This window comes from Enterococcus sp. 3G6_DIV0642, assembly GCF_002140635.1.
Lineage (GTDB): Bacteria > Bacillota > Bacilli > Lactobacillales > Enterococcaceae > Enterococcus_D > Enterococcus_D casseliflavus.
On record NZ_NGLH01000001.1, the window covers coordinates 2,371,139 to 2,385,985 of the forward strand.

Consider the following 14,847-nt stretch of genomic DNA (forward strand, 5'->3'; position numbering starts at 1 on the left):
ACTGTGTCCAAATAGCAAACTAGAATCGCAGATTTCTTGGCAAGATCATGACTAGTTGCTCATTCTTCTTTACGTCGGATCAGCAAAAAGACAAAGTACGGTGCCCCCACGATAGAAATGATGATACCAGCTGGGATCTCGCCGCTTGTCAATAGCAAACGACCGATCGTATCACTGACTAAGACTAGCAGACTGCCGATCATTCCCGCTAAGAAAAAGGCACTGCGAGATTCTCTGCCGATGAGTCCCTTAGCGATATGAGGCGCCAATAAGCCCACAAAGGCTAAATTACCAGTATAGCCAACCGTACTGGCAGCCAAACCAACCGCGATCACTAAAAACCACGTCCGCAAACGGGTCAAAGAAACCCCTAAGCTAATTGCCTGCTCCTCGCCAAAGCCAAGTAAGTTAAACCTTGGTACGGTCCAGAAAGCTGCGGCAGACAATACGATGACCCAAGGAAGCAGACTGGTGATTTGCTGCCAAGAAGTTCCCCAAATCGAACCAGAAAGCCACGCTGTTACAAAGCGATAGCGGTCTTTTGATAATTCCACCGTAAAGAGTAAGGTAGCCGCCGCCAGCCCTGCATTGACGGCGATTCCCGCCAGCAGTACTCGCTCCATCGATAACAATTGGCGGTGCTTATAGGCAATCAAATAGACCAGTACAGCAGCTAATAAACCACCGATGATCCCAACGACAGGCAAAAGCTGCGATCCTTGGGTATAAAAACCTAAGTAGATCAACACAAAGAGCCCTGCCCCATTGTTGATTCCTACGATACTTGCATCAGCCAACTCATTTCTCGTTACTCCTTGCAAGACAAACCCAGAAAAACCAAAGGCACCACCAGCGATCAGCGCTAGACAAGCCCGTGGTAGTCGAAACTCAGTAAAAGTCAGTACTTGACTCGAAGATGCCGTTCCTTGAAAGATTGCCCCTAATGTCTGAAAGGATAAAATTGTTTTTCCCACCATGACACTTCCTAAAAAAGCGACCATCAGCAGTAGGAAAAAAACAGAGAGTGTTTTTTTCATCAGCCTTCCCTCCGTATCTTGATCAATAGAAAAGGCACACCAATCAATGCCATCAGTATCCCAAAGGGTGTCTCAAAGGGCGGATTGATCAGGCGGCCAGCCAGATCAGCGGCCATCACCAGTGTTCCCCCTCCAAGGATCGTCAAAGGCAAAATCAGTTGATAGTTTTTGCCCACCATTCCCCGCACGACATGAGGAACCATTAAGCCGACAAAACTGACCGGTCCAACAAGCGAAACTGCCATTCCCGCCAAAACTACGACTAACAGTAAGGCAGATGCCCGAATCAGATGCGGGTGCTTGCCTAATGAAATGACGGTGTCATCTCCTAGCGCTAACAGATTCAACGCTTTTCCTAGACGTAGCACAAAAACGATGGCAATCAGATAGATGGGGCCCACAAAACGCAGTTGCTGCCAAGTCACATTTGCGGCACCACCGATAAACCAAAAGGCTAACTCTTGATTTAAATCAAATTGCAGTGACAGGGTCTGACTGATGGCTGAGAAAAAAGAACTTAGTGCCACACCAGCCAAAATCAAACCTGTAGGTGACATACCCAATTTGGCATAGCGAGTCAATAAAAAAAGCAGCGCAGTTGCCGCAAAGGCACCAAAAAACGAAAATAGCGCCGCTTGACTCGGTTGAATACTAGGAAATAGGATAAATGCGATCGCTAATCCCATCGCAGCCCCACTGTTGACACCTAAAAGACCGCCATCTGCCAGAGCGTTTTTCGTAATTCCCTGCATGATAGCTCCCGTAACAGCAAAACAACTTCCTACTAGAAAAGCAGCCAACACACGGGGCAATCGAATATTGCGCAAGACTTGATGCAGCTGATTCTCATAATCAAAAGCAAAGATAGCATTCCAGATCGTTTCAAAGGAAAGGTCTGCAGCGCCTTGGGTGATCGCCAAAAAGAAACAGATAATAAAGCAGCCGCTAAAAAGCAGCAGCAACCAAGAAAACTTTTTCATGCTTGGGCTCCTAACTCATAGGTCAAGACCAATGGCTTTGTGCTATTAGGAAAGGTTCCTAACATGGCGTCGATCTCAAACAAACGCTGTAGCCACTCTTTGGTCAGCACTGTTTCTGGTGTACCAGAGACCAACAGTTCTCCACCTTTTAATGCATAAATATAATCAGAAAAACGAGAGGCATGATTCAGGTCATGAATCGACATAATGATCGTTTTTCCGTAGGTTTTATTGATTTGCTGTAATAAGAGCAAAATTTCTAATTGATGCGCTGGATCTAAAAAGGTCGTTGGTTCATCTAAAATCACGATATCCGTATCTTGCGCAAGTGCCATGGCGATCCAAACGCGCTGTTTTTGTCCCCCTGACAGCGTGCTGATCGTTTCATCTGCTAGTGCCGTCAAACCCGTTGCCTGCAAAGACCATTCGATCGCCGCAAGATCTTGTTCCGATAAACTATTTAGTCCTTTTTGATAGGGAAAACGACCATAAGAAACAATTTCGCGAATCGTCAAGCCAATCGATGAATCGCTAACTTGTGAGAGCAGCGCAATCTTTTTCGCCACTTCTTTGGTTTTGATGTTTTGCAGGTTTTGTGCATCTAAGAGGACCTCACCAGACAATGGCTGTAAAATTCGGGCAAGTGCCTTTAAAAACGTCGATTTCCCACTGCCGTTCGGACCAATCAAGCCGATGATTTTCCCTTCTGGCATCTCAATTGTTAGATTTTGCACAATTTTTTGTTTTTGATAGCCGACACTCAAGTCAACTGTTCGTAATTTCGCCATATTCGTCCCCAAAATAAATGATTGATAATGCTTATCAATTATGAATGTAATCCTACTATTCGTCAATAGTTCTAAAAAAAGGAAATAAAAAAATAAGATTGACAAAGAAGCGTTTCTTCGTGATAATAGCTATCAGCAAATGAGAACTATTCTCAATTAAAACAATAAGTGCTCAACATGTAACAAAGGAGGAAGTGTTTTTATGAAACAATGGTCAAAAAGAAGTACTTGGCTTACCCTGCTAGCTGCCTGCTCCCTTACCCTACTGGGTGCTTGCAGCACGAATAATGACTCAACGGATAGCAGTGGATCAGCCACTACTTCTTCAGAAATAGCAACAACCTTTACCGATGCGATGGGAAATGAAGTCACTGTTCCCGAAAACCCACAGCGGGTGATTGGTAGTTATTTGGAAGATTATTTGGTCGCTTTAGAGGTAACACCGGTTGCTCAATGGACCGTCGGCAATGACAGTGATCAAGCATACTTGCAAGACAAACTGGCGGAGGTTCCAAGGATCAACTACGATCTGCCCTTTGAAGATGTCTTGAGCTTTGAGCCAGACCTGCTACTGATGGATAGCAATTCCATGGTGGAAGGTGACAAATATGATCAATACAGTAAAATCGCGCCGACCTATGTGGTCACAAATGGCGAAGACGTGACCTGGCGGGAACGTCTGACAGATATTGCAAAGGTGTTACACAAAGAAGAGCAAGCTGCCCAAGTAGAAGCTGATTATGATGACTTAGTCGCTGCTACCAAGGAAACGTACGCTGATCAAATCCAAGGCAAGTCGATCGCTGCTTTATGGGTGGTCAATAACTCTGTCTTCATGGTTTCAGAAACAAAATCAAGCGGTCAGCTGCTGTATCACGAACTCGGGTTTGAAGTTCCCGCACTGGTTTCGGAAATCAGTGAAAGTGCCACTGCTGATTGGTCTGCCGTTTCTCTGGAAAAATTAGCAGAATTGGATGCCGATTACCTGATTTTAGTGAATAGTGATAAAGGCGCTGATTTTTTCAGTGAACAAGTCTGGCAAAATCTTGATGCAGTCAAAAACAATCATTTATGGGAATTCGGCCCTGAATCAAGCTGGCTCTACAACGGTCCGATCGCCTACACCAAAATGATCGAAGATATCCAGAGCAAATTGGACTAATGCGTTTCAAGAAATTCGTCAAGTAAAACTACTTAACAAATTTCAGGAAAAAGCTAGCATTCCCTCACGAAACATGCTATTATATTTTAGTCTGAGAGATTTCTTAGAGGATTCTTGTATCGTTAGGGGGGAAAATCATGCGCGTAAACATCACATTAGAGTGCACTTCTTGTAAAGAACGCAACTACTTATCAAACAAAAACAAACGTAACAATCCTGATCGTTTGGAAAAGAAAAAATATTGCCCACGCGAAAGAAAAGTTACTTTACACCGCGAAACAAAATAATGCTATTTAAGAAGTTCGCAAACGCTGATAACCAAGGCGTTTGCGAACTTCTTTTTTTGTAAAAACTAGCTTTGAGGTGATGGTTTTGAATGGAACTCCCCTTCTATTAGCCCTTGTTCTTTCAAACTTAGATAGTAATTGCATCGTCTCCTTGATTACTCTTTGTTTTAGCTGCTTCTTGACTTCTCTTCTTTGGACTTTTAAGCCAATTCTTTGTAAAGTCACAAAAATAAATTTTAATGTATAATGTATAGAAAAAAGGAGAAATTAAATGTTTAACAAAGAAGGAAATGAGTTTCGTTGCAACCATTGCAAAAAAGTGATCGACACAGGGGAAGTCGTTTGGACAAAATGGCCGTTTCCGCCGAAAGCTTCTGCTTACCAACTAAAACCCAGAAAAGAATTAGCACTGATAAACGCGCCGATCCTTTGCCTAAATTGCTCAGAAAAGCTTCTCCTGGAACACCTCGAGTAACTATTCTTTTCATCGTTTTATTGTCTCTCTTTGTCCATCATAAAAAAGAGCAGGCAGTAGCCAAATTCACTTAGTGAATGTATTGCTGCTTTTTTGAATAAGCATCAGGAGAACGCATGAGCAGCAACAAAGATTTCAGGGGCGATTAAGCGGCAGCTTTATTTTCCGAAATTTTTTGCAGTATCTCTCCCGCGATTATGCGCGAGATGATTTTGGCAATAACCATAATATGAAGCCGCTCTCTCCCGTTGCCACCTTTTCTGTATACTTTGATCTCCGATCGACCCTTTCATGCTATACTGCCTATAGGAGGTGAACCCATGCTTGGCAATTTTGCGTATCTACCTAGTAACTATCGTCTGTTTTATGGCGCTTTTCTTTTTGCACTTATTGGAAATATGCTTTTCATTTTCATCAAACACCCTGCTTGGACCTTTAGCCTACCGACGGTGATTGTCCTCTTCTTAATAAATGTCTTCTTTTGGACAAAATACACGAAGAAACTTATTCCTTGCGCAACAGATGCACTGTTTTATGTTCTGCTCTTCCTATTGGTATTTCACAATCACTAACATAATGCTTCTTTTGATACTGATTGTTTCTCTTTCCCCTATTTCGTCATAACAAAGGAGTGTTGATGCGATGGAGATTTCCCATATCACGTTGATCGTACAGAATTTAGCAAAGACAACAACGATGCTGGAAACATTGTTTGATGCAGAGGAAGTTTATGATAGTCAAGACCAGGCCCATTCTTACTTCCCAGAAAAATTCTTTTTGATCGATGGCTTATGGCTTGCTGTCATGGAGGATGCCTCCCAGAAGCTGCCGAAAACGTATAACCATATTGCCTTTAAAATCGATCAAGCTCAAATCGATTCCTTGATTACGCGCATCCAAGGACTAGGATTGAAGATCGAAAAAGATCGTTCCCGCATCAAAGGCGAAGGTGCTTCTATTTATTTTTATGACGATGACAACCATTTATTTGAATTGCATACTGGTACGTTGGCTGAACGGTTGCACCATTACCGTCTGACAGAAACGAGGTGATCTTCATTGCGAGCAGCTGCATTGACTGTTATGTAAAGAACGCCCACATGAAAGGAAGTAAACAATGAAACTAGATATGGTCGGTATTATCACAAAAAACATGGAACAGGCACTGGCTTTTTATCAAGTACTTGGCTTCACGCCATTAGGTCAGCACTCAGAAGATTATATGGAATTAGCAAACGACGGGGTTCGTATCTCCTTGAATAGCCGCCAGATGGTTGCTGGGATCTACGGACATGCACCAATGACTGTGGGTGATACGATTGAATTAGCCTTTTTATATGATTCTCCTGAAGAAGTTGATGCCCTTCATGCAAAAGTCGTTGCTGCTGGGTATCAGTCTTTCAAAGAACCTTGGTCTGCCTTTTGGGGGCAACGCTATGCCATTGTCAAAGACATAGACGGCAATCTCTTAAGTTTGTTTGCAACCCTACCTGCCGAAAATTGATTTAAGCTACGACAGTCGGTCCAATGGAGCGGCTGTTTTTTTATCCGTTTTTCGGGTAAAAAGACAAAACCCCGTATTTATGTCCAATCGAATTCTGATAATCTGAAATGAATGTATTCCTTATAAACCAACGTTTCCCATCATTATAAAACAAAAATAACTTCTCTATAAAAAAACAAATCCCCCTCATCCGCTCCTGTTCGCTTGACAAAAAAGAACAAACGTTCGTATAATTTCGGTAAGGAGTGATAAAAATGGGTGGTTTTAATTATGCGCTCGAGCCAAAACGCGATATCTTATTTATTGATGTCAAAAGTTTTTATGCTTCTGTCGAATGCATCTCTCGTGGATTAGATCCTATCCAAGCGATGCTGGTCGTCATGTCACATTCTGACAATACTGGTAACGGCTTAGTCTTAGCAGCTTCCCCAAAGGCAAAATCGGTATTGGGGATTTCAAATGTGACTCGCAATGACAACCTGCCGACACATCCCGATTTGTACAAAGCATCGCCGCGTATGAGTTTTTATATCAAAGAAAACACCAAAGTCAATAATGTCTTTCGCAAATATGTTGGACAAGACGACTTGCTGCTCTATTCGATCGACGAAACGATGATGGATCTGACCCGTACATTGGATCTTTTCATTCCCGATAAAACGATCTCTCGCGAAGAAAAACGTTGGTTGATTGCCCAGCAAATTCAAAAAGACATTTACGAAACAACGAAATTGTATGTCACCATCGGCATTGGCGACAATCCATTGTTAGCAAAACTAGCTTTAGATAACGAATCCAAACACAATCGTTCCTTGATCGCTGAATGGACCTATGACGATGTACCGACAAAAGTTTGGCAGATCGCCCCTATGACAGAGTTTTGGGGGATCGGTCGGCGCACAGAAAAACGACTTCACTTGATGGGGATTGAAACGATCGAGCAATTGGCTCACGCCAGTCCTGATCTTTTACGCAGTCGCATGGGGATCATTGGCGAGCAGCTCTATCATCACGCCCATGGCATTGATCGCACGATTTTATCTGAACCGACACCACAAGTGATGGAAAAAAGCTACGGCAATAGCCAAGTCCTACATCGCAATTATTATTTACAAGAAGAAATCGAGATCGTCATCAAGGAAATGGCGGAGCAAGTTGCCGCTCGGATTCGCCGTCATCATTGTCAGACCGCTTGTATCAATGTTTACATCGGCGTAGCCTTTGGTGAAACTGCCTCTGGTTTTTCCCGACAAATGAAGATCCCGCCAACTGACAATACCCGCAAACTTGTGGCTCATTGCCTGTTTCTCTTTCGAAAATTTTATACGGGGCAAGTCGTTCGCCACATTGGTATTACCTATTCAAAATTGTTCTATACAGAAAATGTCCAGTTGGATCTTTTTGAGCAAGCAGAAACGCAGTTGCGCCAGCGTAAATTAGATTTGATCATCGATAAGATTCGTGAGAAATATGGCTTCACTTCGATCGTTCATGCCACAAGCCGAATGGAAGGCGCTCGCGCCATTGCTCGCAGCAAATTAGTCGGCGGACATGCCGGTGGTCTAGATGGGATCGCTAATATAGGACCCGTCCATCAGCAAAAGGAAAAAGAACCGTTTGCTGATGGTTCGAAAAATACTGGCACTTGATTCGTTTTTCTTTCCTTTTTGCTGACAAATCTTAAGATAACATTAACAAACGGTCCATTTTTTAAAGATTTATGTAATTTCGATTCGCCCACCTCCCCCTTTGTTCTTTTCTAAGGTACTTTAATAGCAAGGAGTGTGAGCAGATGAAAATTGACAAAATCGAATACAAACGAGTCATCAACGGTGCGGGACACCTTGAGTACGATTTGCTGCAATATTTAGAAAAGAATCGGGCGACTGCTGCACAAAACCTGAAACAGTCTGAGATCGATTACCTTTTAGAAAAAGATATTCAGCATCGTATCATCCAACATGCGCGTAAGAGTTTCTTTGGCGATACGATCGTTTTAAAAGATGAATATGCCGAAGATTATCTTTTATTAAAAAAGTATACGGATATGTTCCAAGAATCATTCTAAAAAAAAACGCAGAACCAACTGGTTCTGCGTTTTTCTTATTCTTCGAAATGTTCTTTATAAACATCATCGACTGTCTGGTTCGGGTCGATCACGATATAAAGGCTCTTCGTTTTCTCACTGATTTTTGTTGATTGGTATACGTTATCCAATCCTTCCGTATCTTTGTCCTTATATGGGAAATACACAAGATCCGGTGTACCGTTACGGTAAAGAATTTCCATCCGTTCGATATCTTCATATTTCAACGCACGGGCAAACATCCCTAATTCAAGCCCACCTAAGTTGATGTCATGCGTTGCCACATGATCGCCTTCTTGGAAGATTTCAATTTTGAACCCAGCACATGGATGAATCTCAACAAATTCGCTTCCGTGGATGCGGCCAAAACTGGTCGTGATTTGTTTGATCCACAAGTCACCGATGTAACGGCGCTCAATCGTCCATGTTTCTCCATTACGGAAATAAAATTTTAAAGCTTTCATTTCTCTAGCCATGACAAAACGCTCCTTTTTATTAGTAATACACTTTAATTCTAACACATAGTCGCCATCGGGACACAAATTAACTTTGTTTTTCGTTGACTTTTTTCATGAACCGAGAGATTTCCACTGCTGCTCGTTGATGCGTCCCATTGGCAATGATCTGTTGTTTCGCGTCTATTACCTGATAATGAAATTGGAGCCCCTGTTCTTTTTCCCACTGCACAAGAACTGTGATTGTCGCTCCAACTGGTGAAGGCTTCAAATGATTGATCGAAAACTTTGTACCGACGGTAGTAAACCCTTTATCTAAAGTAGGCTCAAGGGCTTCCCAACAGGTGTTTTCCACCATTGCTACCAATCGTGGGGTTGCTAAAACGTCTAATCCCCCAGAACCCAAAACAGCCGCAGTGTCTTGCTGTCCCACGATAAATTCTTTTTTGCTTTCCATTTTTCAGTTATCCCTCCTTTGCTAAATACGCTTGGACAAACGCTAATAGTGCTTCTTTTTCATTAGGGATTTTTCGTGTGATGACTGCAGCTTCGGCAGCGGTCAAGACTTCTTTGAGCCACGGACCAGAAGAACGATCGATCGTTTGTAGTAAATCACGTCCATTGATCGCCAACTCCTTCAGTGAATGGATCGGCAGCTGCTGATAGCGCTGACTGATTTTTGCTGGATCGTTGGGCTGATTGTCATAACGCAATAATCCTTCGGCTAAACAGGTTGCTTCTAGACCGAACTGATACAACACTAGGTCATTCCATTCGCCATTTCGACGCGCGAGCAGTGCTTGATAAGCCGTGTGTACTTGGCGGATGCAGTCATTGGAACATTTCCAAGCTTTTAAAAAGCTGCGGACTGCCTCTGGCGCTAAACCCATTTGGTCAATGAGCAAAACCCAGGCCGCCGTTTCGTTTTCTAATGGGATCGCTGGCAGGTCTGCCATCCGCAGTAACGCCTCACCGTATTCCCGCAAGCCTGGGCAATAGATATAGCATTCGGTTTCTACTAGCGCCCGTAGTGCTTGGTTCCGATGATTGCCTAACAGCAATTTCACGAATTCAATCATGATCCGTTCAACAGAGATTTTTCCCAACAAGGCATGATTCGCATGGATAGCAGCCAATGTTTCTGTTTCTAAAACAAAGCCCAATTGACTGACAAAACGCAGCCCCCGCATCATTCGTAGGGCGTCCTCATGGAAACGTTCCTGGGGGTGACCCACTGCTCGTAAGATTTGATTATCGATATCTGCCAGACCATCGAAAAGATCAATGATGACACCATCTTCTTGAAGTGCCAACGCATTGATGGTAAAGTCCCGCCGTTTTAGATCTTCTTTCAGGGAACGGACAAAATCCACTTTGTCGGGTCTGCGGTAATCTTGATAGGCTGCTTCCGTTCGAAACGTAGTGATCTCATACTGCGCCTGCTCCCACAAAACCAACACCGTTCCATGCTCGATGCCAATGTCAATGGTTCGAGGAAAAAGCGCCTTGATTTCGGCTGGAAATGCACTGGTAGCAATATCGACATCATGAATCGGCTGGCCTAAGATCGTGTCTCGCACGCTGCCGCCGACAAAGTATGCTTCATAGCCTGCGGCTTCGATTTTTTTTAAAAGCGGTGCAGCTTCTGCAAATTCTTTTGGTAGTTTAGTCAGTTTCATTTACTTTCCCATCTTTTCTTTCAAAACGATACGCATCCCGCTGATTGAATTTTGCCATATTTTCCTCAAACACTTCAGTCAGGTCGATGTCTAGTGAATTGGCCATGATCATCGTCACAAAGAGTACATCACCGAGCTCTTCTGCCACTGTTTTTTCAACTTCATCGCTTTTTTTATTTTTTTCCCCGTAATAGTGATTCACTTCTCGCGCCAATTCGCCGACTTCTTCGGTCAAACGAGCCATTTGGGCGAGGGGGCTGAAATAGCCAGTTTTGAATTGCTGAATATACGCATCGACTTCTTCTTGCATCGATGCCAAAGAACGTTTTTCTGTCATTTTCTCCACCCTTTCTCGTTTATCTTACCAAAAGAATGGCTGCCTGCCTAGATAGATCCCCCTTCAGGATTTGTTGTGCATTCAATGATTTCGTGCTACATTGATACTTGTGGAAGTTGAATAACGGAGGAAACAGGATGCGGGCATTTTTTTCATGGCGAACGATTCGCGATATTGTTTTGATTATTTTTGGTACAAGTATCTATGGCTTCGGTCTAGTCTATCTAAATATCCCAAATGACTTAGCAGAAGGCGGTGTGACGGGGATCACCTTGATCATGCGAGCCTTATGGGGAATCAATCCTGCCATCAGTACACTGATCTTAAATATTCCGATCATTTTGATCGGTGGCAAAATTCTTGGTCGACGCTCATTAGTGTATACGATTTTAGGAACTTTTGGTTTGTCTTTTTGGTTGGCATTTTGGCAGAGTGTTCCCCTGTTGATCGATCTGCAGCACGATCTGCTGATCGTTGCGCTCTTGGCTGGTTTGATTGCAGGGATCGGTAGTGGGATCGTCTACAAAGTCGGGGGAACGACTGGTGGAGTCGATGTATTGGCACGTATTTTAGAGAAAAACTTTGGGGTGACAATCGGTCGTTCCCTTTTGATCTTTGATGTGTTCGTCCTGTTGCTTTCTTTGACTTATATAGATTTGAACCGCATGATGTATACCTTGATTTTTTCTTATGTCTTCACGCGCGTGATCGATTCGATCCTAGATGGCGGCTATTCAGCCAAAGGGATCTTAGTGATCAGCAATCACAGCGAAGAGATGGCTCCTGTTTTAATGGATGAATTAGAACGAGGCGTCACGTTTTTACAGGGCGAAGGGGCTTACTCAAGAGTGTCGAAACAAATCATTTATATGGTGGTCAGCGGGCGGGAGATTTCTGAAGTCAAGCGCATCGTTCATGACTTTGATCCGCAAGCGTTTGTTTCTGTCATTAATGTCCATGAAGTCGAAGGTGAAGGCTTTACCTACTTAAGACCTAAGTCGCGGTTCTTACAGCGCAAAACCGCTGTTTCTAAAACAAAATAGAGACTGAAAAAAGCAGCCCCGGTTAAAGGGCTGCTTTTTGCTTGTTAACGGCTTTCTTCCTTTTGCTGGAGCAAGTGTCTATTTACTTCATCCGAAAGTTCTAAGAAGGCATCACGATCCCCATTTTCCAAGGCTAGATCGATTTGCCGATACAAGGTATCGATTTTGGTTTTTGTTTCTTCTTTTTCAAGATACTGGGTAACATGTTGGGTCATTTCTTGATCCAAGTGGTCGTTCCAACGTTCATAAGGATTGTCTTCTAAAACTGCTAAATAAAAGGATTGCGACCAAGAATCTGGGAAGAGACATTCAAGATACAAAGGTTGTTTCCAATTCATGCGAATCTCATGAAAAATCTGATCAATGTCATAAAAGGTCTGCCCTTCGATGCTCAAGACAAACGGTTCGCCCCCAATTTCTGTACTGCGGACACTCAAGCCCCGTTTGGCTGCGGCTGCCCCTTCTACAAAATGAACATTGGTCAAGATCGCTTCATGGTTCGCCAGATAGTTTAACACCCAAGAGACTTCTCGGCGGCTGAAGGAAACGGTCGAAACTAACCAATTAAGAAACTTTTTCTTTTCTTGTACATTGATGTTCATTTCTCTCACCTATCTTTCTAATAAGTCCTCCACGATCGACTGTACTTCTAAATCACCTGGCTCATGCGCCAAATAATGCTGCAGCAAATGAAGTGCTTCAGGCAAACGCCCTTCTTCACGTAAGAAAATGCCATATTCTTTCATAAATGCTGGCTCATGGTGCAAATCAGCATTGGCTTCTTCGTAATAGTTTGCTGCTTTGTCAAAATCTTCCAGCGCATTATACGCTTGCGCCAAATTCCAAAGGGCATGCGGCTGTTCATTGTCTTCCATTCGTTCGATGGTCCAGATCGCTTCTTGCCAACGCTCTTCATTCAAGTATAAATTACTTAAGGTCAGTAACGTATCATCTTCTTTGTCACCAGTCTCCAGTGCTTTCAGTAAAAATGATTCTGCTGCTTCACTGTCATGAAGTCGGTAAGCATTCTCGGCAGCAAAATGATAGAAATCCACTTGATATGGATCTTCATGAATCCCTTCTTCGATCACACGCTGCGCTTCTTCCAGCTGCTCTTCTTCTTGCAATGCTTCTGCAAGATAAAGATACAAGGCACGGTATTGCGGATTCATGACCCGCAACTGCTGCAAGTAGCGAATCGCTTGTTCATTTTCTTTTAGCTGCAAATAGACTAAAGCTGTTTGAAAGAGACGCTCATCGGTCTGTTCGTCTTCTAGGCTTGCTTCAAAATATTCCAATGCCTCTTCAAACTTGCCCGCCATACTCAATGATGTACCAGTCCGTTCAACGATCGAGATCCCCGAAATATCCGTGATTTCTTCTTCCAGCAATCCTTGATAAAGGTCAACGGCTTCTTGATAGCGATCAGTCGAAAAGGCTAACTCAGCTAAGGCAAACCGTATCAAAGGTTCATCTGGCACAATGCTTTGCGCTTCTTTTAGTTTGGCTTCACTAACTTCAGGGATACCGATCAATTGGTAAAGATCCGCACTCAATAGCAAGGCTTGCAAATACGCTTCACTGGTCGGTGGTATTTGATCAATATAGGCAAAAGCCGTTTCGATCTGGTCTTCTTCCATCGCAATTTCTGCTAAAGGAAGCAGCAAAGCTTCATTATCAGGATGTCGTTGCTGCAAGGTTTCAAACAACGTTTTCGCCTCTTCCAAAAAGCCGATCTGCAATAGTTCATCACCTAAAGCGCCTAATGTCTCATCATCATCTTTTTGCAGAGCTTCGGTAAAATTTAATTGTGCTTCAGCCAGTTCTTCCGCGGCTAATGCTTTTAACATTTTTTCACTATATGTTTCCATTTAAACCCCTCGAATCTCATTGATTAATCGCTGATAAGTCTCCATCGTCTGGACGAGATCTTTTTCCTCGATTTTCGTTCTGCCCCCTATTGTACCAACTTTTGCCAAAAATAACAGTTTTTTTTCTTTTTGCTGCAATTCCAGTACATGACTGAAATATTCGCTTAATGAAAAAGACTCGGGCAATTCGATAGGAAAACCCAATCGGGCAAGCCATTGGCAGAACACGGGCAGATCGACAGTCAATTGCTGCTGCTGGACGGTCCACATAAAATGAAACAAAAAGCCAAAGAATAATTTCATCGCATCAGACAACAAGTGCCCATTTTCCGTTCGATAAGCAGCATCGGCAAAGAGTTGGCCAAACTCTTCCAATTCGCTGCCTGATTGCTGGTATAGTTGGATCAACCGATCGGTATACGCAGCCAACGAATGTCTCATCAACGCCTGATGACTGGGATAGGTTCGATAAAGCTCTTTTAAAAACTCACTATCGGCAAGCACGCCACAACGAATCAGAGTCAAAAAATCGACCAATTTCCCATCGATCTGTTTTTCTGCGATCGTCTGATCGTAAATAACAAATTCGGGTGTATTAGGATTTTCCAGCATCGGGATATCTGGCTTTTTCACAACGATCGCTGTTTCTTTCACACTTTTAGCTAAGGCCCGCAAGGAAACGGGAATCAGCCAAAGCTGTGTCGTCAGAACCGACGTCGCGTGGATAAAACTGCTCAATGCCAACACGCCTTCATTCCCAAAACCGACGATCAACAGCGGCTCTTGTTTTGAAAAGCGACCGAAGAAATCCATTGCAGCTTTAAACTCGCTAAAGTTGTTGCAATACATTTGATTGGTACAAATATACCAATTGACCTCTCGTGGCAAAAACAGGCGGGTCAATTTTTCTGAAAAGCGGTCATAATAGCGCTGATTCGTCAAAATGATCACCTGCTGCGGCTCGATCGACTGTTCTCTCATGACCGATGCTAGTGTTTCACCATAAGAAATTTGGGTTTCTTGTTCATTTCGGAAAAAAACAGCTTCCATCGGCTCACTCCTTTGCTACTACTTTCTATTATAACAAGAAGCCGCTTAAACACCTACTAAATCGCTAATGATTAGGAAGTATTTTCCTGTGAT

The 14,847-nt window shown here is 43.2% G+C and carries 19 protein-coding genes; 9 read left to right on the forward strand and 10 right to left on the reverse strand.

What is annotated here, in order from left to right; all coding sequences use genetic code 11:
- Positions 1-59: 59 nt before the first annotated feature.
- Genes A5878_RS11285 through A5878_RS11295 form a run of 3 tightly spaced genes read right to left on the reverse strand, consistent with a single transcriptional unit; the run spans position 60 to position 2,805 of the window.
- On the reverse strand, positions 60-1,037 hold the full coding sequence (locus tag A5878_RS11285; RefSeq protein ID WP_060792277.1) for an iron ABC transporter permease: 978 nt from the start codon (positions 1,035-1,037) through the stop codon (positions 60-62).
- Complete coding sequence (locus tag A5878_RS11290; RefSeq protein WP_060792278.1) at positions 1,037-2,017, reverse strand: iron ABC transporter permease; 981 nt, start codon at positions 2,015-2,017, stop codon at positions 1,037-1,039. The genes A5878_RS11285 and A5878_RS11290 overlap by 1 nt, the downstream gene beginning before the upstream one ends.
- Positions 2,014-2,805 carry an ABC transporter ATP-binding protein gene (locus A5878_RS11295; RefSeq protein WP_060792279.1) on the reverse strand — a complete coding sequence of 264 codons (792 nt, stop codon included), beginning with the start codon at positions 2,803-2,805 and terminating at the stop codon, positions 2,014-2,016. Before A5878_RS11295 ends, A5878_RS11290 begins: the two co-directional genes overlap by 4 nt.
- A gap of 202 nt (positions 2,806-3,007) precedes the next feature.
- Between A5878_RS11295 and A5878_RS11300 the strand changes: the two genes are divergently transcribed.
- From A5878_RS11300 to A5878_RS11335, 8 genes are all read left to right on the forward strand, one after another.
- Positions 3,008-3,967, forward strand: coding sequence for an ABC transporter substrate-binding protein (locus A5878_RS11300; protein ID WP_060792280.1), 960 nt, complete (start codon positions 3,008-3,010; stop codon positions 3,965-3,967).
- Between the two features lie 137 nt (positions 3,968-4,104).
- Entirely contained in the window at positions 4,105-4,254 is a 150-nt protein-coding gene (gene rpmG, locus A5878_RS11305; protein ID WP_005229384.1) for a 50S ribosomal protein L33, read from the forward strand.
- Between the two features lie 271 nt (positions 4,255-4,525).
- Complete coding sequence (locus A5878_RS11310) at positions 4,526-4,729, forward strand: hypothetical protein (protein WP_060792281.1); 204 nt, start codon at positions 4,526-4,528, stop codon at positions 4,727-4,729.
- A gap of 320 nt (positions 4,730-5,049) precedes the next feature.
- Entirely contained in the window at positions 5,050-5,301 is a 252-nt protein-coding gene (locus A5878_RS11315; RefSeq protein ID WP_005229381.1) for a hypothetical protein, read from the forward strand.
- 70 nt (positions 5,302-5,371) lie between these two features.
- Positions 5,372-5,782 carry a FosX/FosE/FosI family fosfomycin resistance hydrolase gene (gene fosX / locus A5878_RS11320; protein WP_060792282.1) on the forward strand — a complete coding sequence of 137 codons (411 nt, stop codon included), beginning with the start codon at positions 5,372-5,374 and terminating at the stop codon, positions 5,780-5,782.
- A gap of 64 nt (positions 5,783-5,846) precedes the next feature.
- Entirely contained in the window at positions 5,847-6,233 is a 387-nt protein-coding gene (locus A5878_RS11325; protein WP_060792283.1) for a VOC family protein, read from the forward strand.
- 254 nt (positions 6,234-6,487) lie between these two features.
- Positions 6,488-7,882, forward strand: a complete 1,395-nt coding sequence (locus A5878_RS11330; protein WP_060792284.1) for a Y-family DNA polymerase — start codon at positions 6,488-6,490, stop codon at positions 7,880-7,882.
- Positions 7,883-8,025: 143 nt separating this feature from the next.
- Positions 8,026-8,301, forward strand: coding sequence for a hypothetical protein (locus A5878_RS11335; protein ID WP_005229370.1), 276 nt, complete (start codon positions 8,026-8,028; stop codon positions 8,299-8,301).
- A 35-nt stretch (positions 8,302-8,336) separates the two neighbouring features.
- Here A5878_RS11335 and A5878_RS11340 read toward each other — a convergent pair whose 3' ends face one another.
- From A5878_RS11340 to A5878_RS11355, 4 genes are all read right to left on the reverse strand, one after another.
- Positions 8,337-8,795 (reverse strand): hypothetical protein, encoded by a 459-nt coding sequence (locus tag A5878_RS11340; RefSeq protein WP_005229368.1) that lies wholly within the window; start codon positions 8,793-8,795, stop codon positions 8,337-8,339.
- A gap of 67 nt (positions 8,796-8,862) precedes the next feature.
- Positions 8,863-9,231, reverse strand: a complete 369-nt coding sequence (locus A5878_RS11345; protein ID WP_005229366.1) for a thioesterase family protein — start codon at positions 9,229-9,231, stop codon at positions 8,863-8,865.
- Between the two features lie 7 nt (positions 9,232-9,238).
- A complete protein-coding gene (locus A5878_RS11350) occupies positions 9,239-10,453 on the reverse strand; it encodes a CCA tRNA nucleotidyltransferase (protein WP_005229364.1) in 1,215 nt (404 codons plus the stop codon).
- Positions 10,440-10,790, reverse strand: a complete 351-nt coding sequence (locus A5878_RS11355) for a nucleotide pyrophosphohydrolase (RefSeq protein ID WP_005231912.1) — start codon at positions 10,788-10,790, stop codon at positions 10,440-10,442. The genes A5878_RS11350 and A5878_RS11355 overlap by 14 nt, the downstream gene beginning before the upstream one ends.
- Before the next feature lie 137 nt (positions 10,791-10,927).
- Here A5878_RS11355 and A5878_RS11360 point away from each other — a divergent pair, with 137 nt between their 5' ends.
- Complete coding sequence (locus A5878_RS11360) at positions 10,928-11,833, forward strand: YitT family protein (RefSeq protein ID WP_060792285.1); 906 nt, start codon at positions 10,928-10,930, stop codon at positions 11,831-11,833.
- A 44-nt stretch (positions 11,834-11,877) separates the two neighbouring features.
- Here the strand turns inward: A5878_RS11360 and A5878_RS11365 are convergent, their stop codons facing one another.
- Genes A5878_RS11365 through A5878_RS11375 form a run of 3 tightly spaced genes read right to left on the reverse strand, consistent with a single transcriptional unit; the run spans position 11,878 to position 14,754 of the window.
- A complete protein-coding gene (locus tag A5878_RS11365; RefSeq protein WP_005229358.1) occupies positions 11,878-12,435 on the reverse strand; it encodes a YpiB family protein in 558 nt (185 codons plus the stop codon).
- A gap of 9 nt (positions 12,436-12,444) precedes the next feature.
- Entirely contained in the window at positions 12,445-13,704 is a 1,260-nt protein-coding gene (locus tag A5878_RS11370; protein ID WP_060792286.1) for a lipopolysaccharide assembly protein LapB, read from the reverse strand.
- Complete coding sequence (locus A5878_RS11375; RefSeq protein ID WP_005229354.1) at positions 13,705-14,754, reverse strand: hypothetical protein; 1,050 nt, start codon at positions 14,752-14,754, stop codon at positions 13,705-13,707.
- Positions 14,755-14,847 lie beyond the last annotated feature (93 nt).